20 protein-coding genes are annotated in these 23,133 nt (G+C 59.9%); 16 read left to right on the top strand and 4 right to left on the bottom strand.

Features of this window, described 5'->3' with window-relative positions; translation table 11 throughout:
- The first annotated feature begins 112 nt into the window (after positions 1-112).
- Both pth and ACVWY9_RS02995 read left to right on the top strand, forming a co-directional pair.
- Positions 113-787 carry an aminoacyl-tRNA hydrolase gene (gene pth, locus ACVWY9_RS03000; RefSeq protein WP_457387465.1) on the top strand — a complete coding sequence of 225 codons (675 nt, stop codon included), beginning with the start codon at positions 113-115 and terminating at the stop codon, positions 785-787.
- Positions 788-1,091: 304 nt separating this feature from the next.
- Positions 1,092-2,561: a cation:proton antiporter gene (locus ACVWY9_RS02995; RefSeq protein WP_457387464.1), complete on the top strand. Its 1,470-nt coding sequence runs from the start codon at positions 1,092-1,094 to the stop codon at positions 2,559-2,561.
- Position 2,562: 1 nt separating this feature from the next.
- Here ACVWY9_RS02995 and ACVWY9_RS02990 read toward each other — a convergent pair whose 3' ends face one another.
- The gene (locus ACVWY9_RS02990; RefSeq protein ID WP_457387463.1) at positions 2,563-3,153 is read right to left on the bottom strand and encodes an FHA domain-containing protein; all 591 of its coding nucleotides are present in this window, start codon (positions 3,151-3,153) and stop codon (positions 2,563-2,565) included.
- Positions 3,154-3,366: 213 nt separating this feature from the next.
- On the opposite strand from ACVWY9_RS02990, the gene ACVWY9_RS02985 reads away from it, so the two are divergent.
- From ACVWY9_RS02985 to ACVWY9_RS02970, 4 genes are all read left to right on the top strand, one after another.
- The gene (locus tag ACVWY9_RS02985; protein WP_414375012.1) at positions 3,367-3,591 is read left to right on the top strand and encodes an NAD(P)H dehydrogenase subunit NdhS; all 225 of its coding nucleotides are present in this window, start codon (positions 3,367-3,369) and stop codon (positions 3,589-3,591) included.
- 34 nt (positions 3,592-3,625) lie between these two features.
- Entirely contained in the window at positions 3,626-4,369 is a 744-nt protein-coding gene (locus tag ACVWY9_RS02980; protein WP_011432363.1) for a low-complexity tail membrane protein, read from the top strand.
- A gap of 108 nt (positions 4,370-4,477) precedes the next feature.
- Positions 4,478-5,272 carry a hypothetical protein gene (locus ACVWY9_RS02975; RefSeq protein ID WP_011432362.1) on the top strand — a complete coding sequence of 265 codons (795 nt, stop codon included), beginning with the start codon at positions 4,478-4,480 and terminating at the stop codon, positions 5,270-5,272.
- A 193-nt stretch (positions 5,273-5,465) separates the two neighbouring features.
- Positions 5,466-5,723, top strand: coding sequence for a DUF2949 domain-containing protein (locus tag ACVWY9_RS02970; protein ID WP_457387462.1), 258 nt, complete (start codon positions 5,466-5,468; stop codon positions 5,721-5,723).
- 64 nt (positions 5,724-5,787) lie between these two features.
- On the opposite strand, the gene ACVWY9_RS02965 is transcribed toward ACVWY9_RS02970, so the two are convergent.
- Together ACVWY9_RS02965 and ACVWY9_RS02960 are read right to left on the bottom strand one after the other, a co-directional pair.
- Positions 5,788-8,997 carry an efflux RND transporter permease subunit gene (locus ACVWY9_RS02965; RefSeq protein ID WP_457387461.1) on the bottom strand — a complete coding sequence of 1,070 codons (3,210 nt, stop codon included), beginning with the start codon at positions 8,995-8,997 and terminating at the stop codon, positions 5,788-5,790.
- A gap of 63 nt (positions 8,998-9,060) precedes the next feature.
- Entirely contained in the window at positions 9,061-10,359 is a 1,299-nt protein-coding gene (locus ACVWY9_RS02960) for an efflux RND transporter periplasmic adaptor subunit (RefSeq protein ID WP_457387460.1), read from the bottom strand.
- An 891-nt stretch (positions 10,360-11,250) separates the two neighbouring features.
- Here ACVWY9_RS02960 and ACVWY9_RS02955 point away from each other — a divergent pair.
- The 7 genes from ACVWY9_RS02955 to gatB all read left to right on the top strand — a co-directional run bounded on the left by ACVWY9_RS02955 (position 11,251) and on the right by gatB (position 20,504).
- Positions 11,251-12,693: a gamma-aminobutyraldehyde dehydrogenase gene (locus tag ACVWY9_RS02955; protein ID WP_011432357.1), complete on the top strand. Its 1,443-nt coding sequence runs from the start codon at positions 11,251-11,253 to the stop codon at positions 12,691-12,693.
- Between the two features lie 279 nt (positions 12,694-12,972).
- Positions 12,973-14,991 (top strand): magnesium chelatase ATPase subunit D, encoded by a 2,019-nt coding sequence (gene bchD, locus ACVWY9_RS02950; protein WP_457387459.1) that lies wholly within the window; start codon positions 12,973-12,975, stop codon positions 14,989-14,991.
- Positions 14,992-15,116: 125 nt separating this feature from the next.
- Positions 15,117-15,845, top strand: coding sequence for an LmeA family phospholipid-binding protein (locus ACVWY9_RS02945; protein ID WP_457387458.1), 729 nt, complete (start codon positions 15,117-15,119; stop codon positions 15,843-15,845).
- 586 nt (positions 15,846-16,431) lie between these two features.
- The gene (locus ACVWY9_RS02940; protein WP_414413709.1) at positions 16,432-17,493 is read left to right on the top strand and encodes a sensor histidine kinase; all 1,062 of its coding nucleotides are present in this window, start codon (positions 16,432-16,434) and stop codon (positions 17,491-17,493) included.
- 925 nt (positions 17,494-18,418) lie between these two features.
- Positions 18,419-18,601: a hypothetical protein gene (locus ACVWY9_RS02935; protein WP_457387457.1), complete on the top strand. Its 183-nt coding sequence runs from the start codon at positions 18,419-18,421 to the stop codon at positions 18,599-18,601.
- Positions 18,598-18,882: an acylphosphatase gene (locus ACVWY9_RS02930; RefSeq protein WP_414351467.1), complete on the top strand. Its 285-nt coding sequence runs from the start codon at positions 18,598-18,600 to the stop codon at positions 18,880-18,882. Before ACVWY9_RS02935 ends, ACVWY9_RS02930 begins: the two co-directional genes overlap by 4 nt.
- Before the next feature lie 149 nt (positions 18,883-19,031).
- Positions 19,032-20,504: an Asp-tRNA(Asn)/Glu-tRNA(Gln) amidotransferase subunit GatB gene (gatB, locus tag ACVWY9_RS02925; RefSeq protein WP_457387456.1), complete on the top strand. Its 1,473-nt coding sequence runs from the start codon at positions 19,032-19,034 to the stop codon at positions 20,502-20,504.
- Here the strand turns inward: gatB and ACVWY9_RS02920 are convergent.
- Positions 20,501-21,094, bottom strand: coding sequence for a Maf family protein (locus ACVWY9_RS02920; protein ID WP_457387455.1), 594 nt, complete (start codon positions 21,092-21,094; stop codon positions 20,501-20,503). The two genes, gatB and ACVWY9_RS02920, sit on opposite strands and share 4 nt — an antisense overlap.
- A 148-nt stretch (positions 21,095-21,242) precedes the next feature.
- On the opposite strand from ACVWY9_RS02920, the gene ACVWY9_RS02915 reads away from it, so the two are divergent.
- From ACVWY9_RS02915 to ACVWY9_RS02905, 3 genes are all read left to right on the top strand, one after another.
- Complete coding sequence (locus tag ACVWY9_RS02915) at positions 21,243-22,058, top strand: ion transporter (protein ID WP_414344758.1); 816 nt, start codon at positions 21,243-21,245, stop codon at positions 22,056-22,058.
- Positions 22,059-22,120: 62 nt separating this feature from the next.
- Positions 22,121-22,627 carry a hypothetical protein gene (locus ACVWY9_RS02910; RefSeq protein ID WP_011432348.1) on the top strand — a complete coding sequence of 169 codons (507 nt, stop codon included), beginning with the start codon at positions 22,121-22,123 and terminating at the stop codon, positions 22,625-22,627.
- 75 nt (positions 22,628-22,702) lie between these two features.
- Positions 22,703-23,116 carry a PH domain-containing protein gene (locus ACVWY9_RS02905; protein WP_011432347.1) on the top strand — a complete coding sequence of 138 codons (414 nt, stop codon included), beginning with the start codon at positions 22,703-22,705 and terminating at the stop codon, positions 23,114-23,116.
- Positions 23,117-23,133: the final 17 nt, after the last annotated feature.

The following is a 23,133-nucleotide window of genomic DNA, read 5'->3' as shown; positions in this document are numbered from 1 at the left end:
ACTCAGTCCGGCTGGGTATCTGACACCTTCGGGGCGACCAGCAGCCCAAAAACACGCCAACACCACTCAAAGCAGCGATGCCTTACTTTAGCTCGAGGAGGCGAGAAACGTTGTGACCCAGGTCAAGCCCAAGGAGGTAGATGAGATTTCCCTGCAGCTTGTTGTGGGCCTGGGCAATCCCGGCCCTCAATACGCCAATACTCGCCACAATTGCGGCTTTATGGTGGTGGATCGGCTGGCGCAGCGCTGGGGGATCCCGTTGGTTTTGGAGAAGCGATTCCAAGGTAGCTACGGAGAAGGGTTTGCCCTGGGAGGAAAGCGACGCTTGCTCAAGCCGGAAACCTACATGAACCGTTCCGGCCAATCGGTGCGGGCGGTGCTGGATTGGTACAAGTTAGATCTCGCCTCTGTGCTGGTGGTGTACGACGACATGGACTTGCCGCTGGGTCGTCTGCGCCTGCGGGGATCCGGTTCTGCCGGTGGGCACAACGGCATGAAGTCCATCATTCAGCACTTGGGGAGCGAAGGGTTTCCGCGGCTGCGTTTGGGGGTGGGCAAACCCAGGGGCAGCCAAGATGTGGTCGGGCATGTGTTGGGGGGATTTGCGCCTGCAGAACAAGAGGTGCTGGAGCGGGTGTTGAATACGGCGGTAGAGGCCGTGGAGTGCTGCTGGCAAGAGGGACTGAGGACAGCCATGAACCGCTTTAATCCTCTGGATCTGTCTGGGCCATCGTCCGATTTGGATGGATCCAACCCTGCACCGGGCCAAGGCGAGGCTTCCTCCTGAGGAGCAGCTTGTCCTGGATTGCCGGCTCCGAGGGGTCTTCCAGGAGAGGAAGTGGTAAGGGCTTCGTCCTGCTCATGGGAACGTCTGTGGAGACAATACTCCAGATAAGTATCAATTATCTGGAGTATAAGAGTGCCTACCTGGGCGTTGCCAACAGTTCCCAAGGGAGGTTAGCTTCTGTAACAGTCTTCCAGCAGAAGGGCGAAAGGAATGGGAACGGCAGCGTTCCCACCAGGGCCGGCCCGAGACAAAAAGCTGTTCATCATTTGAGGGTGAGATCTTGCTGTTGAACAACCTAGATTCAGTGTTGCTTGCTGTTGAAGCCGCTGCCCCCCTTGAACCGGAAGGGGCTGCCAATCTTTTACCCCTGATCTTGGCGGCGGTGCTGATGGCTCTGGTGGTCATCTATCTGGCCAGCCGTATCGCCGGAGAAATCGCCGTTCGCCTTGGCTTTCCGCCGGTGCTGGGAGAATTGCTGGGGGGCGTCGCGGTAGGGGCCTCCGCGCTGGGGTTGTTGGTCTTCCCGGAAGGACAAGTTTCCGGCCAAGAGCTGCACGCCTTGGCCCAATCCTCAGCACTGATGCAATTTCTGCAAGCCACTGCCGGCCTCGACGAGGGATCCCTGGTACAGGTGTTCTCCTCCCAAAGCCAGATCATCGACATCCTCTCCGAGATCGGGGTGATCGTCCTTTTGTTTGAAATCGGCCTCGAGTCGGATCTGGCCGAGCTGTTGCGGGTCGGCCCTCAAGCCGCAGCCGTAGCCGTCATCGGGGTCGCTGTGCCTTTCCTGGCCGGAACCCTGGGCTTGCTCTACCTGTTTCATGTGCCCGTTATCCCCGCCATATTTGCCGGCGCTGCCCTCACAGCAACCAGCATCGGCATCACCGCCCGCGTCTTGGCCGAGCTGCAAAAACTCACCTCCCCAGAGGGGCAAGTGATCATTGGTGCCGCCGTCTTGGATGACGTGTTGGGCATCATCATCTTGGCCGTAGTGGCGGGCTTGGCCAAAAACGGAGAAGTCAACCTTTCCGATATTGGCATCATCATCCTCAGTGCCATCGTCTTCTTGGTCGGCTCCATTGTTTTGGGGCGCCTTCTCAGCCCCTACTTTGTGGCCCTTCTCAACAGCCTGAAGACCCGAGGTAACCCCCTTCTGCCCGCCCTTGTGCTGGCCTTTCTGCTGGCTTATGTGGGGCAAATCATTCATCTAGAAGCGATTTTGGGCGCCTTTGCCGCTGGCTTAATCTTGGCCGAAACCGAGAAACGGCAAGAGCTGGAAGAACAGATCAAGCCCATTTCCGACCTACTGGTGCCCATCTTCTTCGTCTGCGTTGGGGCCAAAACCAACCTTGCCGTACTCAACCCCACCCTCCCCGTCAACCGAGAGGGGCTGATCATTGCCGTCTTCTTGATCGGAGTTGCCATTGTGGGCAAGCTAGCAGCGGGCTTGGGGGCCTTTGGCAAGCCGGGCATCAACCGCTACGCCATCGGAGTGGGCATGATTCCCCGGGGTGAGGTGGGCCTGGTGTTTGCCGGTGTGGGGGCCGCCAGTGGGGTTCTCTCCGATGCCCTCGATGTCAGCATTATCGTCATGGTGATTGCCACCACCTTTGTCGCTCCCCTCTGGCTGCGGGGAGTGTTGATTGGGGAAGCCAACTCCCCCTCCCTCCTGGACTTGCAGGCAGAAGCGTCAGAGCAAGAGCGCAAAGGCGGCGCCGACGAGACCGCGTCATCGCTCCCAGACTCAGAACGGGTGGGCATTCCTGAGGGCTAAATTATCTCAGCTTTCCCCTCAAACGCCCCCAGAGGGTCTGGAACAGCAGCCGCAGCGGATGGCGACGTCGGGGCCTCACGCCTTCAATCTTCTCCGTCGTCTCCTCTTGGGGCAAAATTGCCTGCATCGAGGGCGGATCAAACCGCTGCAGTGTTGTGGAGCGCCGATCCACCACCTCCGCCTTCACGCTGCGAAAGCTTACAGACTGGAGATACCGCTGAAAATCTTCGTCTGACAACTGGCGAATGCAGTACTGCATCCGCACCTGATTCCCCAACAGGATCTGATCCCCATCCTTGAGATCCCAGCTCAAACATCTCTGCCCATTCACCGAGACGCCGTTGGTGCTGCGCTTGCCCTCGATATTGCCGTCCAGCAGCCGGTAGGTATACTGGCCATCTTTTTGGGGTAGCCGCAGCAGCAGCGCGTGTTGCCGGGAAACCGCCGCCGAATCGATGACAATCGCATTGCTGGGATCCCTGCCGATGGAATAGGTGGCAGCACTGAGGGCCACAGCCCGCCGTCCCTGCTCATCATCGATCACCAACACATGCCAGATTTGGGAGGGGGAAGACTGTGCGCCGGTAGCCATGGTCTGGGGCCTTGAGGGGGAGCTGGGTTGACCGTCGAAGTTGCAGTACAGGCTCCTTTCCCGTTAGCGGGCTGGCAGCCACACCTCAGCCATTGCCCAACCCTCGGCGAACCGCTGTGGGAAGAAGCTCAACGAGGGGGAGACTCGGCAAGAGAGGGGCTTTCCCCCATAATAGTAAGGCAGAGTTTCTGCAAAAAAGAGGATAGCTGAAACGTGAACACGACTCCAACCCCAACTCTCCTCGAAGCCCTTCCCCCGATCTACCCCGGCGTTGCCGTCCGGGTCATCAACCCCAACGACACCTACTACTGCTTCGAGGGCCAGGTACAGCGAGTTACCGACGACCATGCCGCTGTCCTCTTTGAAGGCGGCAACTGGGATAAATTGGTCACCTTCCGCCTCACAGAATTGGAAGTGGTGGACAAATCTCGCCCCTAGCCCTGCTCTTCCCTGTCCCTCTTGGAACTTCCCCATGCGCAGCCATTGGCAGGAACCTTTCCTCTGGATCCATGCCGCCGGCATCCTCCTCTTCCCCTTGTGGGTGGGGCTGACCCTGATCGGGCTGGCCACAGGGGATCCCCTCCTGCCGGTGGGGGCGGAGCAGGCTTGGGTGGCCGTGGTGGGCATTGGGCCGGTCTTTGCTATGCAGTGGCGCAAACCGTTTGACATCTTTAGCGTGTGGGTGGCTTCTGTCCCCCCAGAAGAACTCACCCTCGAGCAGCGCCGCATCTTGGCCGCCTTCCTCAGCCCCGAACATAAGATTTTGACGCTGTTGGCGGCAATCCTGATGCTGGAAGTCGGTGAGCGCCTCTACGACTTTGCCCCCCTCTTTGCCCCGCTCACCCCTGGCAACGGCACCCGTCTGGCAGGCCTAGCCATAGCTGCCTTTGGATTTTGGGGATCCAACCTGTTCTTGCAGATCCCCATTGCAACGATACGGGTACTCCTCCTCAGCGAGCCGGAGCTGGCCCAAATGGATCCCGTCCCCGTCGAAGAGATCGAAAGCCGCTTCTCCGTCATCGGCAATCGCCGCAGCCCACTCCTGCAACGGCTGTTGCGCCGCATCTCCGGCCAAGATTCAGAAGGCACCTCGAAAGACCAAAAAGACAAGGTTAAAAACAGAGCGACAGAAAACCCCCAGCCGGAATCCGAGAAGCGGGATCCCTCTGGGGAAGTTGCCATGCCGGCCCCTGAAACTCCCCCCGATCCCACCTAAGGCAAGCTTCCGCAAAAGCTGTAGCTCAATGTTAGATTGGAAGCAATCCAAGCCCTGTGAAATCCAACCATCGGCATTCCCCTGATCTTCGAGGCTACCGCACCGGCAATGGCGAGCAACTTTTCTTTCCGCTTCAAGCAATTTACCCAACGCCTCAGAGAAACCACCCAACTTCCCCAGTTTTTCACCGATCAAGCCACCAGTGAAACCCAAAACCTCGCTCGGGAGTTGGCTTTGGTTGGGGAATACGCCACTCAGCTTAGCCAAGTGGTGATGGAGGTGGACTTTCTCAACCAGCTCTACACCCGTCTTTTGAACGAGCGGGAAGTGTTGCAGCAGGAAAAAGATCACTTGGAAGCCCGGGTCTTTGAGTTGCAGCAGGAACGCAACGAGACAGAGCCCCAGGTGATGTATTTGCGAGAGCAGTTAAGCCAGGCTAGCTTTCAACTGGAACAAACCCAAAACCGCGAACGCAGCCTCAGCGAGCGAGAACGACAGTTGTCGGAAATCGTAGCCCAACTGGAGCGCCGGCGGGCTGTACTCAATCAAGCTATCGAAAACCTCACCAATCAAGAGGCCGATTACACCGTTCGCACCAAAGAACTGGAGGCGGTCGTCCAGGAAAACGAAAAGAAAGCCAAGCAGTACCTGGAAGCTGCCAACCACTACCGCGCCTACCTGGAAGAGCTCAATGCGCAAGTGCAAGAAACGCAAGCCAAGCTGAGAAGCCTTGGTGTCGAGCCCAAGCCCGCCGACCTGCCTCGACTTGAGGATCTGGAAAAACCCACCCCCATCCCAACACCGCCTCCTGCTTACACGCCGCCCCTTCCCCAACAGCCCCCCCCATCCCAGCAGAGTGGCTATTGGTCAGATAGTCCCTTCGACGACGACCCCTGGGGATAGACCGTCCTGCCAGGATCTATAAGCCAGCTTTGCGACAAAGCTCAGTCCTCTCTGCCCTAACCGGCCTTGGGAGGGCCTGGGTGGTCACATACCCTGGAAGAAACCTGTTGCAAGGGATCCGCAAGAAGATCCCCAGAATCAGTACGAGGATCCCGATCCTCGACATTCAATCCTTTCCTGCCCAGCCAAACCTATGGAACCGACCCTGCCGGATTTACAGGCCCTCAGCCAATGGGATCGACAGTTCTGCCAGTTTGCTGAGCAGCAACAGCTCCTCAAGCCCAAACAACTGGCTCTGGCCCTGAAGATCCAACGGCAGCAGCACGGCCCTCTAGCCTTGATCCTCTGGCAGTTGGGCTTTGTGGGCCTGCAACACCTGGCTCAGTTCTGGGAAAAAATGCCCAGCGAAGCCGAGCTCGAACTGCTCGAAGACAGGGCCCTCGGTGGATGAAAAGGTGCCCCCTTCCCCCACTCGCTTTTCCGCCAGAAGAGAAGAAGCAAGCAGATCCCTCTTGCTACCCAACGCTGTCGCCACCAGGCAGCAGATCCTTGGGATCCTCCGGCGGCGGCAAATGCGCCAGATCCACAGGCGAAGGGGATCCCCCCAAAATTCGCACCTGGATCCCCTTGATCACGACATAGAGCACCGGCACCACCAGCAAACTGAGCATTGTCGAGACGAACATGCCGCCGATCACCGCCGTGCCCAGCGACTGACGGCTGGCTGCCCCTGCGCCCGTGGCCGCTGCCAGCGGGAAAATACCCAGGATAGTGCTCAGGGCGGTCATCAGAATGGCGCGGAAGCGCGTCTCGGCTGCTTGGGTGGCAGCTTTGAGCAGTGGGATCCCTTGGGCAACCAACTGGTTGGCAAACTCCACAATCAAGATGGAGTTTTTGCTGGCCAGCCCGATCAACATCACCAACCCGACTTGGCAGAAGACGTCGTTGGTCAAGCCCCGCAGCAGTTGCGCCAAAAGAGCCCCAAGAACCGCCAGCGGCACCGCCAACAAAATGATCAAGGGATCCACATAGCTCTCAAATTGCGCCGCCAGCACCAGGAAGACGAACACCGAGCCCAAAGCAAAGATCAGCGGCGCCTGTCCTCCCGACTCGATTTCTTCCAGCGACAGGCCCGACCACTCGAAGCCAAACCCCTGCGGCAACAACTGGGCGGCTAGAGTTTCCATTGCCCGAATCGCTTGCCCTGAGCTAAAGCCCGGCAGGGCGCTGCCCTGAATTTCCACCGAGCGGAAGAGGTTGAAGTGGTTGATGATGGCCGGGCTGGTGGTCTCCTCCACCTGAACCAGGGTGCTCAACGGCAAGAGCTGCCCCTGCCCACCCCGCACGTAGAACTGGCCGATGCTTTCCGGGTTACCTCGGAATGCTTGATCCGCCTGCACATAGACCCGGTAGTTGCGGTTGAACAGGTCGAAATCATTGACGTAGGTGCCCCCCAGCAGCGTCTGCAGCGTGCCGAAGACATCCAACAGAGGGATCCCCAACAACTGGGCCATCTCCCGATCCACCTGTACTTCTAGCTGCGGCGAATTGGCGTTGAAGGTGGGCGGGTTAATCCGCAAGCCCAAGGGGGGTTGGCCCGGCGGGGGCGGCGAGTTGCCCACAAAAAACAGGGTGTTGGCCGTCTGCTCCAAGAGGTTGAAATCGTTCACCCCCCGATCCTGAAGCTGGAAAGTAAACCCGCCCGCAACCCCCAAATTGGGAATGGCCGGCGGCAGGATCGGGATCACCAATGCGCGGCTGATCCCGCCCAAAAAAGGCCCAAATAGCCGGTTGACAATCGCTTGCGCCGATTGCTCCGGTTGCCGCCGCTCTTCCCAGGGCTTGAGGGTGGCAAAGATCAGCCCATTCCCCGGCGAGGGCCCGGTAAAGCTGAACCCCCCCACGATCACCCGATTTTCGATCTCAGGGATCCCCTCCAAAATAGCGGCGGCCTGCCGGATCACCCTGTCGGTATAGTTGAGGGAAACCCCCGGCGGCCCCTGGACAATGGTGATGAAAAAGCCCTGATCCTCATCCGGCACAAACCCCGTCGGCACAATTTGGAACAGCCAGTAGGTGAGGCCCAAACAGGCAATAAACCCCGTCACCACCAACAGCCGCAGCTTCACCACCAGCTCCAGCAGGCGGCAGTAGGCCGCTCGGATCCCTTCCACGGCGCGGTCAAACCAGCGCAGCAGCCAAAACATCTGCTCTGAGCGGGGGCGAATTAGCAGCGCCGACAAAGCCGGAGCCAAGGTAATGGCATTAAACGTGGACAGCGAAACCGACACGGCAATGGTGACGGCAAACTGCTGGTAGATGCGACCGCTGGTGCCAGGAAAGAAAGCAACAGGCACAAATAGCCCCAGCAGCACCAGCGTCGTGGCGATCACCGCCCCCAACACCTCGTTCATCCCCGCCGAGGCCCCCTGCAGAGGCCGCATGCCGCGGTCGCGGATGTAGCGGGAGATATTCTCCACCACCACAATGGTGTCGTCCACCACCAAGCCAGTGGCCAGGGTGAGGCCGAACAGAGTCAAAGTGTTGATGGAAAAGCCAAACAGGCGCACAAAGGCGAAGGTCCCCAGCAGCGCCACCGGAATTGTAACGGTGGGAATGAGGGTGACGCGCCAATCTTGCAAAAAGATGAACAGTACCAGCACCACCAGGGCAATAGCCTGCAGCAGGGTAAAAATCACCTCCTGCACCGACTCGGTAATGAACAGGGTGGCGTCGAAAGGGATCTCGTAGATCAAGCCGGGCGGAAAACTCTCCGCCAGCTGCGCCAACGTCTGCCGCACCTGCCGCGACACCTCTAGGGCGTTGGCATCCGGTTGTTGGGTGATGGCGATCCCCACCGCCTCCTGCCCCCCGATGCGGAAGAACGTATCGTAGCTTTGGGCCCCCAGCTCTACCCGGCCCACATCGGCAATGCGCACCAAGCTGCCATCGGCGTTGGCCTTGAGAACGATCTGGGCGAACTCCTCCGGCTGCGACAGCCGCCCCGTGGCCTGGACGCTGATCTGAAACTCCTGATCCGGGGGGCTGGGCTGGCCGCCAATTTGGCCGGCGGGCACCTGGATATTCTGCTGGCGCACTGCGTTCACCACATCCAGAGCTGTCAGACCATAGCTGGCCAGCCGCGTCGGATCCAGCCAGATGCGCATGGCATAGGTGCGCTCCCCGAAAATGATGACATCGCTGACGCCGCGGATGCGCCGCAAAGCATCCCGCACAAACAGCTCCGCGTAGTTGCTCAAAAACAGCTCGTCGTATTCCCCCGCCTCTGAGCGCAGCGCCAACACCAGCACAAAGGCGCTGTCGCCGGCCTTTTCCACGCTGATGCCGTTTTGGATCACCTCCGCCGGCAGCCGGCCCTGGGCCCGCGCCACCCGGTTCTGCACATCCACAGCCGCCGTGTCCAGATCCCGATCCGGGCTGAAGGTAACGGTGATCTGGCTGGTGCCGTTGCTGCTGCTCACCGAGGCGATAGACCGTATACCCTCGACGCCGTTGATCTCCTGCTCCAGCACATTGGTTACCGCCGTCTCCACCGTCTCGGCGTTGGCCCCAGGATAAACAGCAGTCACCCTCACCGCTGGCGGCGCCACCTGTGGGTAGTAGTCCACCGGCAGTAGGGGAATGCTCACCGCCCCCACCAGCACGATCAGGATGGAGCAGACGCTGGCAAAAACAGGGCGGCGAATGAAAAAGTCAACAAACATAGTCCAGCGCAGTGAGGAGTGAAAGGGGATAGCTGAGTTGGGAAACCGCCGGAGAGAGAGGACCTAGGGCGGGGATCCAGGAGGTCTCCCTCCCCCTTGTGGCTGCATCCTCTGCTGAAAAAGCACCTCATCGACAATCGGGGCGCCATCGCGGATTTTCTGCAGGCCGCTCAGCACAATTGGCTCATTGGCCTCCAAACCCTCCAGCACCTCATAGCTGTTTCCGTAGATGGATCCCAGCTGCACCGGCCTTTGCACCGCCACCGCCCCCGGGGGCATGCCCTCTGCTGGCGGCTCCGTTGTCTGCACCGTGTAGACAAAGGTTTGCGCCCCCAAGCGGGCCACCGCCGTCACCGGCACCAGCAAGGCCGGCCGCTCCTCCCAGATGACCCGAGTCCGCACAAACTGGGCCGAGCGCAACTGGCCGGCAGGGTTCTCCAGAAGAGCCTTGGCCAGCACCGATTGCGTGGCGGCGTTGGCTTCGGGAGCAATGAAAGAGATTTGGCTGCTGCCGATCACCTCGCCGCGGCTATCCAGGATCTGCACCGGCGTGCCAATGCGCAGCTGGGGGGCCCGCTGCAACGGGATGTTGAGGTTGAGCTCCAGCGCCTGGGTTTGGGTCAAGGTGGTCAAAACCGTCTGAGGCGTCACGTAGTCCCCTTGCCGCACCAAAACATCCCCCACAATGCCGGCAAAGGGAGCTGTAACCTGGAAAAACTGCAGTTGCACCTGTTGCCGCTCCGCCTCGGCCTGGGCTCGCTGCACCTCCCGCTCTGCCCGCAAGATCGCGGCCTCCTGAGCGCGGATCTGCTCCTGTTGCGCCGCCAAAGCCGCCTCCGCCTGGCGCAGGTCGCGGCTGGATTGATCCGCTTGCGCCTGGCTGATGGCCCCCTCGGCCAAGAGGCGCAGGTTGCGCTCGTGCTGCTCCCGGGCAAACTCCGCTGCTGCCTCCAGCCGCATCCGATCCGCCCGCAACTGGCTGAGCACGGCCCGGCCGCTCTCCAGGTTGGCTTGGGCTGCGGCAATCCCCGCCGTTTGGCCGGCCACCGCCGCCTGTTGCTGCCGGCTGTCGATCTCAAAGAGAGGGGCTCCGGCAGCCACCTGGGATCCCAGCTGCACGAACACCTGGGTCACCTGTCCACTGACCTGAGGGCGGATACTGGCCACCTGCTGGGATCCGAGGCTGGCCATGAACTCTGAAGTCTCTTCGATTTGCTGTTCCTCTACCCTGCCGACGGCCACTGGTGTGGGTTGGCCTTCTCCGCCCCCTTCACCCCCCATGCTGCGAGGTGGCCCGCCGGGCCGGCAAGCAGCTACCAAGAGAGAAAGGCACAACAGCGGCAGAGCTGTTCGCAGTTGCATCGTGAACCTGCCTCCCTAACGGCTATCCCAACAGAGGGATCCCACCTCTGCATTGACTCAATCAACCAGGGTACTGAGACTGTGCCCTGCTGCGCCTGTGCAAAAGCGCTGGCCATCCTTCCCAATCCAGAGCTAGGGTGGATGCGTGACATCCTCCCGGCGCTCGTCCTGTGGATAGAGCGCGGGCCACCCTTCCCGTCAGCAGGACGGAGTCCTTACCTCGCGGTCGGGCATTCCTGCCCCACGCCACTTGTCTGGGTCTACAACCCCCGACAGACCGACTGAACAGGCAGTTTCCCTTCCCCAGCCTCCCTAGCTACTGCCAGCTTGCAAAACAAGTCTAATCCACAGGGAACGGTGCATCGGCAGGCAGGATGGACTCCTGCACCCAGGAACCCCTGTCCACCGGCCAAGAGCAAGATGCTATCCACTCGTTGATTTCCGGCAAAGTGTAGTTGTATACGTCCCGGCCAATCTCCAGCCACGCCAACAGCAAGGCCTCCGTCCCGCTGACGCGAGCGGCTTGTTGGGAGGCATCTGGATCAATCCGGTGCTTGTAGGTTACACCAGCATAAGTAGGTTTTGCTACAGATTTCGCTCAGGGGTATGGTGGGGATCCCTGTATCCCGGTGCTTACCCTGCGGGTAGAGTGCAGGACTGATTGCCCCTGCACCTCCGTTAGTTAGCAGATGCGGGATCCTCACCAGTGCGCCGTTGGCCACAGTCTACGGCCCGCTTTGCGAATAGCCGTTTGGGCCATCCCAATCCCAAAGGATCCCATCTCTGCACCCCAAAGTTGCCAAAGTTGAATGAAGCTTATGATTCAAGCCGAGCCAAAAAGATTCGGCACAATGGGGAGAGCCATTTCACCAAGCTGTTGAGGACATCGCTATGGCCTACAAACTCTGGATCGACGGCCAATGGGTCGATAGCCAAGGGGGGGGCCTGATGACCATCGAGAACCCGGCCACCGGCGAGAAACTGGCAGAGGCGGTGGATGCCAGCCCTGCCGATGTGGATCGGGCGGTGCAGGCCGCCCAAACAGCCTTCTACGATGGCCGTTGGTCGAAACTCACCCCCGGCGAGCGATCCCTGGCCCTCTGGAAATTGGCAGATCTGATCGAGGCTCGTGCCCCAGAACTGGCTCGTGTGGAATCGGAAAACACCGGCAAGCCCTACGAGTTCCTCAGCTTAGGGGGAGATTTGCCGTTTGCGGTGGATAATCTGCGTTTCTTCGCCGCTGCCGCCCGCGACATCCATGGCTTTAGCGCCGGGGAATACGCCAAGGGCTACACCTCCCTCTTTCGCAAAGAGCCGGTGGGGGTGTGCGCTCAAATTACCCCTTGGAACTATCCGCTGATGATGGCTGTCTGGAAAATCGGCCCCGCCCTGGCCGCCGGCTGTACGGTGGTGCTCAAGCCCGCTCCTGCCACCCCCCTGACCACCCTGATGCTGGGGGAACTGATCGCCGAGGCTGGGATCCCGCCCGGGGTAGTCAATATCGTTACCGGAGGCAATGCCACCGGCCAAGCCCTGGTGGAGCACCCCCAGGTGCGCATGGTCAGCCTTACCGGCTCTACCGCCACCGGCAAGCAGGTGATGCGGACAGCGGCAGATACCCTGAAGCGGGTGCATTTGGAACTGGGGGGCAAAGCGCCGTTTATCGTCTTCGAGGATGCGGACGTAGAGACCGTTGCTGCCAAGGCCACATTTGCTGCCACCGTCAATACCGGCCAAGACTGTACGGCAGCCACCCGCGTCTATGTGCACGAGAGCAAGCTGGCGCAGGCGCAAGAGGCCATTGTAGAAGCCATGCGCAAAGTAACGGTGGGATCCCCTTTCGAGGCGGGAGTGGAGATGGGGCCTTTGGTCTCGGCAGCCCAGCGGGAGCGGGTGATGGGATTTGTGGAGCGGGCCAAAGCAGAGGGAGCCAAGGTGCTGACCGGCGGTCGGATCCCTTCCCAGCTTGCCCAGGGCTACTACTATGAACCCACGGTGATTGCCAATGTCGATCAAAAAGCGGAGATCGTACAGAGTGAGGTTTTTGGGCCGGTTCTCACGCTCGGCTCGTTTCGCGAAGAAGCGGAAGCGCTACGCTTGGGCAATGACGTCCTATACGGGCTGGCGGCTTCTGTGTGGACTCAAGACATCGGACGAGCGATGAGGTTGGCCGCCGATCTGGAGTTCGGCACCGTCTGGATCAACGACCATATTCCCATTGCCTCTGAGGCCCCCCATGGCGGCTTTAAGCAATCGGGATTTGGCAAAGATCTCTCGGCAGAAGCGGTGCGCGACTACCAAATCACCAAACACGTGATGATTGCAACCCGCTGAAGTGATGCCCATTTTGAACAGAAGATGACCACCAAACAGCGGCGGCTCACCAGGGGTATTCCCAGTCGCCGTAGGCCATTGGTGGCCTTGATTCCGACCTACCCCTTCCCCTTGGGAGAGGGCTTGGGGAACTGTCTGGAGCCGGTTTGGAACCTCCCCAGAAAATCTCAGTTGCAAAGGCGGCGCGGAGCACTCAAGCGATAGACTGGGGTGTACAGCTCCCGCTCCGCTGCGAATCTGCTCGATTGAACCGTTGCTCGCCAAGCTTACCCGCCAACCATGGGATCCGCAACTCTATCCGCTCCTTGTACCTTTCCCCTCACCGCTGTAGTGGGGCAACAGGCGGCCAAGCTGGCTCTGCTGCTGGCAGCAGTGGATCCCAGCCTAAGGGGTGTGGTGCTGGTGGGGCCTCGCGGCACCGCCAAGTCGGTTTTGGCCAGAGGGATCCACGCCTTGCTACCGCCCATCGAGGTGATTGCGGGATCCTATTGCAACGACGATCCAGCGCAGCCGGATACCTGGTCCGACTGGGCCAAGGCTCGCTACCCAGCCGGAGAGTTGCCGCCCACCCAAGTGATATCGCCCCCCTTTGTCCAGGTTCCCCTGGGCGTCACCGAAGATCGGCTGCTGGGATCCGTCGATGTGGAGGCCTCCATCAGGCAGGGGGAAACGGTCTTCCAGCCAGGGCTCTTGGCTGCCGCCCACCGGGGCGTGCTCTATGTGGATGACATCAACCTCTTGGACGACGCCATCGTCAACTTGTTGCTGACGGTGGTGGGGGATGGGGTCAACCGCCTGGAACGGGAGGGGCTGAGTCTGCAACACCCCTGCCGGCCTCTCTTGGTGGCCACCTACAACCCCGAAGAGGGATCCCTGCGCCCCCACCTGCTGGATCGCCTGGCACTGGTGGTGCCGGTGGGGCAGGAGCTGAGCCTAGAAGAGCGAGGGGAAATTGTCCAACGGGCAACGCAATTTGTCGATGCTCCCGAGCCCTTCCTGGCCGAGCACCAGGCGGAACTGGAGGAAATCCGCACCCGCATCCTCCTGGCGCGGGAGTGGCTGCCCCAGGTCAAGCCGCAGCGGGAACAGCTCCTCTACCTGGTGCAGGAGGCCATCCGCGGCAACGTCCAAGGGCACCGGGGAGAACAATTTGCCCTGCGAGCCGCCTGTGCCCTGGCAGCTCTGGAAGGACGGGATCGCCTGTTGGCCGAGGATCTGCAGCAGGCTGTGCAACTGGTGCTGCTGCCCCGCGCCCAATACGACCCCGACCAGCCCCCCCCTCCCCCCCCGCCACCATCCCAACAGTCGGATCCTTCCCCAAGCAATTCCGACGACACCGGCGAGGACCAGGAGGAGACGGATCCCCAGCCGGAAAGCCTCAGCCTGCCGCAGGAGTTTTTTTTCGATCCTGAGCAGGTGGCCCTCGACCCGCGCCTGCTGGCCTTTGCCCAGTCCCTCAACCAACAGGGGAAAACGGGATCCCGCAGCCTGGTGTTCAGCGCCGACCGAGGCCGCTACGTCAAGCCCATCCTGCCCCAGGGATCCAACCCCCGCGTTGCCGTCGATGCCACCTTGCGAGCTGCTGCCCCCTATCAGAAAAGCCGCCGCCAGCGGCAACCGGGACGTAGCGTGATTGTGGAGCCGAGCGATATCCGCGCCAAAAAGCTGGTTCGCAAGGCCGGAGCCCTGGTGATCTTTGTGGTGGACGCCTCCGGCTCCATGGCCCTCAACCGCATGCAAGCGGCCAAAGGTGCCGCCCTGCGCCTGCTCACCGAGGCTTACCAAAACCGTGACAAGGTGGCCCTCATCGCCTTTCGTGGGGAAACTGCCGAAGTGTTGCTCCCCCCCACCCGCTCCATCGAGCTGGCCCGCCGCCGTTTGGAATCTCTGCCCTGCGGCGGGGGATCCCCTCTCGCCCATGCCCTCACCCAAGCCGTGCGCATGGGAGTCAATGCCCGCACCGCTGGCGATGTAGGTCAGGTGATGCTGGTGGCTCTCACCGATGGCCGGGCCAACATTCCCCTCAGCCGCTCCTTGGGACGGAGCGACAGCAAAAGCCAGTTGGGAGCGGATCCCATCGACCTGAAGCAGGAGCTGCGGGAGATCGCCCTGCGCATCCGCGCCCTGGGGTTGAAGCTGCTCTTGATCGACTCCCAAAGCCGCTTTGTAACCACCGGCTTCAGCGCCGAACTGGCGGAATTGGCGGGCGGACGGTACTTTCATCTGCCCCGCGCCACCGACCAGGGGATCGCAGCCGTGGCCCGCTCGGCTATGCAGGAGGGACGCACCTACCCCTGAGAGAACAGCCTCTCCGTCGGCGGAGGTTGTAACTTTTCTTAATGGTTGGTTATGATCCCTGTAGGCGCTCTTTACCTTTTCCCATGGCTACAGGACTCCTGCCCCAACTTTCCCTCCAGAATCCCATGGCTGTCGATTGGGTTAGCCGAGGGGTAGGCGCAGCCATTCGTGCCCTCTTTAAGCATGCAGAGCGGCTGGAGGCGCGCGTGCGAGTGGAGCCTGTTGCCAAATTGTTGCAGGGTCGTATCGACAGCTTTGAACTGTTGGGCCAGCATCTGCAGATGTACAACGGCCTGAGGCTTTCGGCTCTGGAGCTATTCTGCAATGCGGTGGCCATCGATTTCAGCCAAATTTGGCAGGGGAAGATCAAGCTGCGCCAGCCAGTACAGGCCACAATGCGCGTGGTGCTGAGCGAAGACGATCTGGCGCAATCGTTTAACACACCTTTTGTGCTGAATAGGCTGGCCTTAGGAAAGCAGGATGATAGCCCCCTATCCTTCCATCACGTCCATATCAGCATCACCCCGGCGCGACGACTGCAATTCCAGGCAAATGTACAGCAGGGAGAAGCCAGGGCTTTCTGCGTCGGTTTTTCCGCCCAGGTTGAGGTGCTGGAGCGGCGTCGCATCCGCTTTACAGATCCGGTGTTTGCAGGCGGCACAGAAGAGGAGCTGGCCTTGAGCCGGGCCTTGGTAGATTGCCTGAATGGGCTTCTGGATTTGGATCGGCTGGCCTTGCGCGGCACTGAGCTGCGGGTCGATCGGGTGAACTTACAGCCCCAGCAGATGATCCTATACGGCAGCGCCACCCTGGCCCAATTTCCCACACGCCAACCCCAATGGGAAAGTGCTTGACAGCCTTTCAAAGGGCGGCTACGCTCAATAATGGTGAGGAGTGAAGAGAAGAAGCCTCTGGGGTCGAAACACGGACAGACTCCCAGAGGTTTTTTCATGCCTCAGGAGCTTGAGAGCTCCGCTCTGCCCCTCGATCTTGATCTGTTGAACTTGTAGTCCTTTGACCCAAACTGGGACACTACACCCAAAACGTTGGTCGCGTCGTCGCGTCAGCGTTGCCGAGCAATAATGCATGCGGCCAAAGGCTTTTCTCAATGGCCCAGGCGCCTCACCCTAACCTGAAACGACTATGATTGCTCAACGTTGGTTACGCCTGGGGATCAAGCTGTCTTTCTTTGCCGTGATGTCCACAGCTTTGCCAACCGGAATACGGCGCGGCTTCTCTAAAGAATGGGGTAGCTGGGTATCCTAAAAGCGGGGGTTACGGCATCCTTCTTTATTCATGGGGATGAAGTGGCTCAAGACATAACGGTCATTCTAAGACCTAGGAAAGAACTCTTCAGCCTTGACCGTGAGGGGATGTTTATTCTTTGCCTACGGTTGGTTCACTATTCAAGCAGGTCTTGTCAAAGCGAGCACACCGAGTTTGAAACAGCAACTACTCCGCCTACTTGAGTTTTGGCGCCGCCGCTTTCCCCACAGCTTGCGCACCCAGGTGGCATTGGTCATTGCCAGCCTTTCGTTCGTCCCCAACTTGGTTTTCATCCTGTCGGTGCAGTGGATCTGGCCCGACACGCAGTTCAGCACTGAAGGGATCCTCCTGCTGCTGCTGTGGATCCCGTTGCTGGCGGTGCTGTCGGCGGTGGTGGGCTATGCTCTGTCCTCCATGATTTTGCGCCCCCTCACCCTGCTGGCCCGCGAGTTGGCTCATTTGGAAACCTTGATTAACCAGCCCGCCCGTTGGAATCTGCTGCTCCGCCCCGGGGATCCCCAGGAAGCCCTGATCTTGCGGCAGGCTTTTGCCCAGTTGCTGCGCCAGATCCAGATCGATCAAATGCGGCGAGAAGCCTTTACCGCTACCCTCGTTCACGACCTCAAAACCCCCCTCATCGCCTTTGGGCACCTGCTGAGCGCCTTTAAACAGGATCAACAGCTCGAGCCGGAGCAACGTCGCGCTCTGCTGGATCGCATCCTGCAGGAAAATCAACACAATCTCTCTCTGGTGCAGAAAATGGTGGAGGCTCACCGCCTGGAGCGGGGAGAGATCGAGTTGCATCCTCGGCCTTGTGATCTGGGATCCCTGGCCAGAAAGGTGGCCGAGCGCATGGGATCCCTGGCCCAGGAGCGGGGGATCGATCTGCGAGTCGAAGGAGAAGGGTGGGGCAACGCCGATGAGGCAGAGCTGGAGCGGGCGCTGGTGAATCTGGTGGACAACGCCTTGCGCTACGCACGCCATGCGGTGGTGTTAATCGTCAGCCCCCACCAGATCCAGGTGCAGGATGATGGCCCCGGCTTGCCGGCTCCCCTAGAAGAGTTGGCCCAACCCTACGTGACCCAGCCCATTCACATTGCCGGCCACCACTACCCAACCGGCTCAGGAGGTCTGGGGCTATATATCGCCAGGCGCATCCTGCAGGCCCACGGGGGGGACTTGCGGTTGGTCGAGACGGGATCCCAAGGGACTGCTCTAGCCCTGGTGTTGCGCTAACCCAATAGATTGGTGCTGAACAAGACTGGTGTAGTCATTTTAAGTGACATACTCCCGCACTCATGTTGATGCAAAGCGCTCCGCGCCGCTAAAGCGAGAGAGTGCGGGCTTCAAGGACTCCGTCCCGCTGACGCGAACAGTGACTCCGGTTAGCGCTCCGCGCCGCTAGTGCGAAAAGGACATTTCCTGGGCTTAAGGACTACGTCCCGCTAACGCGAAAAGGACGGGATGCCCCGCCCCTGTACTTGATGTCTATAGCGGCAGTGTATAAAACCCCGCTACTTTTTATGGCACCAGTAAGGACAAAACATCATGTCCCCGCCTTTCATCCCGACCCTCACCCTGGATAGTGAATAGTGGATAGTGGTTAGTGGATAGTGACTATTCACTATTCACTAGCCACTAACTAATAGAGGGCGGGGCTTCCCGGCGGTGTAGCTAGCGGTAACTAACGGGGGTGCAGGGGCAATCAGTCCTGCACTCTACCCGCAGGGTAAGCACCGGGATACAGGGATCCCCGCCATACCTCTGAGCGAAATCTGTAGTAAAACCTACTTATGCTGGCGGTAACCTACAAGTACCGGATTGATCCAGATGCCTCTTGCTCTTGTCCGGTGGACAGGGGTTCCTGGGTGCAGGAGTCCATCCTGCCTGCCGATGCACCGTTCCCTGTGGATTAGACTTGTTTTGCAAGCTGGCAGTAGCCAGGGAGGCTGGGGAAGGGGAACCACCTGTCCAGTCGTTTTGTCGGGGGTTGTAGACCCAGACAAGTGGCGTGGGGCAGGAATGCCCAGCCGCGAGGTAAGGACTCCGTCCTGCTGACGGGAAGGGTAGCCCGCGCTCTGTCCGTAGGACGAGCGCCGGGAGGATGTCACGGTGCATGAAGGGTGGGATCCTCTGCACAAGCGTTCGTGAGGTTGGGTTCATGTCTTCCGTGCTGTGGCAAGCGATTGGGTATGCCTGTGGGATCTCGCTGGGGCTCCTAGGCTTGGTTGCCCTGGTCAACGTTCTTGTGGGGTGGCTGGATCGGCAGACCTCAGAGACTCCGGAGGAGCCGACCGAGTCGCCAGAACCCTGCAGCACAACGGAGGGATCCCAGTCGGCATGAGTGACAGGGTTCGCGTTCACGTCTGGGTACGGGGGCGGGTTCAGGGGGTGGGGTTTCGCGCCCACACCGAAGCCATGGCCCGCAATGCCGGTGTTGGCGGCTGGGTGCGCAACTTGCGGGATGGTCGCGTCGAGGCCGTTTTTGAAGGATCCCCTGCTGCGGTGGAGGCCATGCTGCGCTGGTGCCAACAGGGCAGCCCCGGTTCGGTTGTGGAGGCCATTGAGCAACGTTCCGAGCCGCCGGAAGGTCTACCCACTTTTGAGATTCGCCCTACCGTTTGAGGAAGTTTCGCTGTTCTGAGGATCTGCTTCAAGCTGGGCTGCTCCGGCCTCGTCCTGGGTTCTGGGCTGCCGTCCCCAGAAACTGTCTGTGAGCTGGGATCCCTGCAAGGTCACACTAGAATGGTTACACCGCCAGTTTTTCCTATCCCATGACTGTTGCTGCCCCCGCCAAAGTGCAATACGAAGCTGTGATCGGGTTGGAAGTTCACTGCCAGCTCAGCACTCGCTCCAAGATCTTCTCCAGCAGCGCGACAGCCTTTGGCGCTCCCCCCAACACCCAGATTGACCCCATCTGCATGGGCCTGCCCGGCACCCTGCCGGTGCTCAACGAAAAGGTGCTGGAGTACGCGGTCAAAGCGGGTTTGGCCTTGAATTGCACCATTGCCCCCTACAGCAAGTTCGACCGCAAGCAGTACTTTTACCCCGACTTGCCCAAAAACTACCAAATCTCCCAATACGACCTGCCGATTGCTACCCACGGCTGGATTGAGATCCAGCTCAGCGACGGTCGTACCAAGCGCATCGGCATCACCCGTCTGCACATGGAAGAAGATGCGGGCAAGCTGGTCCACGCTGGCAGCGACCGCCTATCGGGATCCAGCTACTCTTTGGTGGATTTCAACCGGGCGGGGGTTCCCCTCATCGAGATCGTCAGCGAGCCGGACATCCGCAGCGGGGAAGAGGCAGCCGAGTATGTGCAAGAGCTGCGCCGCATCCTGCGCTATGCCGGGCTGTGCGATGGCAACCTGCAGGAGGGATCCCTGCGCTGTGATGTGAACATCTCGGTGCGTCCGCTGGGATCCCAGACCTTTGGCACGAAGGTGGAAATTAAAAACATGAACTCCTTCAACGCCATCCAACGGGCCATCGAGTACGAATTCAACCGCCAGGTCAAGGTTGTGGAGGCAGGCGAGCGGATCGTGCAAGAGACCCGCCTCTGGGAAGAAAACAGCCAGCGCACCATCAGCATGCGCAAGAAAGAGGGATCCAGCGACTATCGCTATTTCCCCGAGCCCGATCTGCCGCCCATTCGCGTTACCGAAGAGCAAAAGGCCCGCTGGCAGGCAGAGCTGCCGGAATTGCCCGGTGTGAAGCGGCGACGTTATCAGGAGGTGTACGGCCTCTCGGTGTACGATGCCCGCTACCTCAGCGATGAACGCAACACCGCCGAATACTTTGAAGCCGTGATCGCCGCCGGTGCCGACCCGAAAGCAGCCGCCAACTGGATGATGAGCGACATCGCCAGCTACCTCAACACCCACAAGCTGGACTATCCCGACATTGCCCTGAAGCCGGAAACCCTGGCCGAGCTGATTGGCCTCATCGAGCAGGGCACCATCTCCAGCAAAATCGCCAAGGAGATCCTGCCGGAACTGCTGGAAAAAGGCGGGTCGGCCCGCGCCCTGGTGGAAGCCAAAGGCATGACCCAAATCTCGGATAGCAATCTTCTGGAGCAGATAATCGCTGAGGTGTTGGCGGAGAATCCAGAGCAACTGGAGCAGTATCGGGGGGGCAAAACCAAGCTCTTCGGCTACTTTGTCGGGCAATTGATGAAAAAAACCCAGGGACGGGCGGATCCAAAGCTGGCCAACGACCTGCTCAAGCAACACCTCGACGGCTAGCTCCAAGCATCGGTGAGGGAATAGCCCAACTCCTGCATCATGCGCCGCAGCAGGGGCAAGCTCAGCCCGATCACATTGCCGGGGCACCCCTCGATCCGCTCCACAAACAGGCTGCCGCGGCCATCGATGGCAAAACAGCCAGCACAATTGAGCGGCTCACCGGTGGCCACATAGGCGCGGATTTCCTCGTCGCTGGGCTTGGCAAAAAACACCCGCGTCACCGCATAGTGGGTGAGGCGACGGTTCTGCTTCGTGTCAATTAAGGCATGGCCTGTGTAGAGCTCTCCCACTTCGCCCCGCATTTGCCGCAAGCGCCGTTCCGCCTCTAGGGCATTGGGCGGCTTACCTAGGATCTCGCCATTTAGGTAGAGCACAGAGTCGGCCCCCACGACCAAGACGGGCTCCCGTTGCTGGGCCGCCACCACTTCGGCTTTCGCCGAGGCCAGCTTCTGCACCAGCTCCACCGGATTAGAGCTCTGGATTTGGCTTTCGTCGAAGTAGCTGGGTTGAACGCGATGGGGGATCCCGGCAGCCTTTAACAATTGGCGGCGGGCAGCGGATTGCGAGGCCAGTACGATAGGAGGCAACATCGACTCAACACCTAATTAACACCCAAAGCCTGGACGTTTGCTTAGGGGAAGTTCGCTCTGTGAGCTAGTTTCCATTAGCTTAGTTAGTATGCGCCTGATGGGCGTTGAAAGGAAACTCTCTCGATATCTTCCCAGCTGGATCCCGTTTGTGACCACTCTCCCCACCCAAGCTGATCTCGATCTTGCCCATTCTGGGATCCTCCAGCGCTATTGGGGGGATCAAGACACTCCGGAAAGCCGCTGGGTGAACTTGCTGGTGGCGGCGCTGGTTTTCTGTTCATCCACCTTCTTTGTGGTGGAAACCTATCCCGTTCCCCCTGAGGTGCGTCTTGGGCTGGAGCGGGTGGATCGCCTCATTCTCGGCCTGTTTGTGGTGGAATATCTGCTCCGCCTGGCGGCGGCCCCGCAAAAGCTGCGCTACGTCTTCAGCCTCTATTCACTCATCGATTTGCTGGCCATTTTGCCCTTTTTTGCCGGGCTAACCGATATTCGCTTCATCCGCCTCTTGCGCTGGTTTCGCATCCTGCGGCTGCTGCGCTTGGTGGAGGGCAAAACCCTGTTTGGGCAAGTGATCTCCGCCGATAGCCGCATTTTGCTGCGCATTTTCTTCACCCTCTTTGCCATTGTTTTCGTCTACTCTGGGCTGATCTACCAGGTAGAACATCCAGTGAATCCTGGCGCTTTTGCCACCTTTTTAGATGCTTTCTACTTTTCCGTCGTTACCATGACCACGGTGGGGTTTGGGGATCTCACCCCCACTTCTGAGCTGGGCCGGCTGCTGACAGTGTTGATGATCTTGACGGGCATAGCCCTGATCCCTTGGCAAGTGGGGGAGTTGATCAAGCAACTGGTAAAAAGCGGCAACTCGGTGCAATGGGCCTGCCCAGGCTGTGGCCTCTCCCAGCACGATGGGGATGCCCAATTCTGCAAACGCTGCGGCACACTGCTCTATCCAAGGGATTGAGGCTGTTGGCCAATTTGGGGCAAAGACAGGATAGGCTAGGACGGGTTGCAGGAGGATCTGCGATGTTGGCCCACCCCGAGCTAACCATCCCCGGCAAGCTGAACGTGAAGGCGGGCGTGGCGATGCTGGTTGCCGCCATTGTCCTCGGCTGGATCCTCAGCCAAGTTCAGCCGTTGCCGCTCGCCCCCCAGGAGGCTTCGGGGATCCCTGCCGAGCCCCTCCTCTGGCAGGAGGTGCCCAAACAAAAGTACGCCTGGCACATTTGCTACGCCTTTTTGGGCAACATGGGGTTGATCAACATCGGCGGCGGACTGGCCCTGGTGGTGCTGGGATCCCGCTTTACGGCTGGGCAAATGCTCTCGCAAATTCTCCTGTTGGGGGGAATGCTGCACCCGGCTTCTTGGGCTTTGGTGGCCCTGACGGGGCTGGAAGGGTGGGGCTGGCTGGGTAATGCCGGAGCCGCAGCGGTGGCGGTGGTGGTGATGGTGTTGTTTGTTTACCTGGTCTTGGCCACCTGCCGTTCCCTACAAGCCGTCCGAAGGCTGACCCAATCCCGAACCTGCCGTTAGCCCCAGTTGGGGAAAGCTGAGAAATCGTTTAAGATCGTTAACGGCAACACTCTAAACAACCGGACGGTGCTCTGCATGGCGGTGCAAGAGGAGGTTTTTTTTGAGGGCGGCCCCCACAGTGGCGATTTGGTGTTGAACTCCTTCATTGGGGCTACACTTGTCGGCTTGCCTCTGTTTGTGGGGGCACTGGTGCGTAAGCTGTGGGTACACTATCGGATTACCAATCGTCGCATCACCGTGATTGGGGGATGGGGCGGCAAGGAGCGCTCAGATGTAATCTACGGCGAGATTGCCAAGGTGGTTATGGTGCCCCGTGGCTTGGGCGTGTGGGGAGACATGGTGCTCACCCTCAAGGACGGCAGTCGCCTGGAGATGCGGGCCCTGCCTCGCTTCCGCGAGATCTACAACTACATCAATGAGCGGATCGACGAGAAAGCCAAGCAGGTGAGCGGCCCAATTGGCAAAAAGCGCCGCTCTGCCAAGTCCTGACAGTGCCTGAGCCTTGG

The sequence above is a fragment of the Thermostichus sp. OS-CIW-31 genome (genome assembly GCF_054060305.1).
This window is presented reverse-complemented; position numbering and strand designations above follow the sequence as displayed.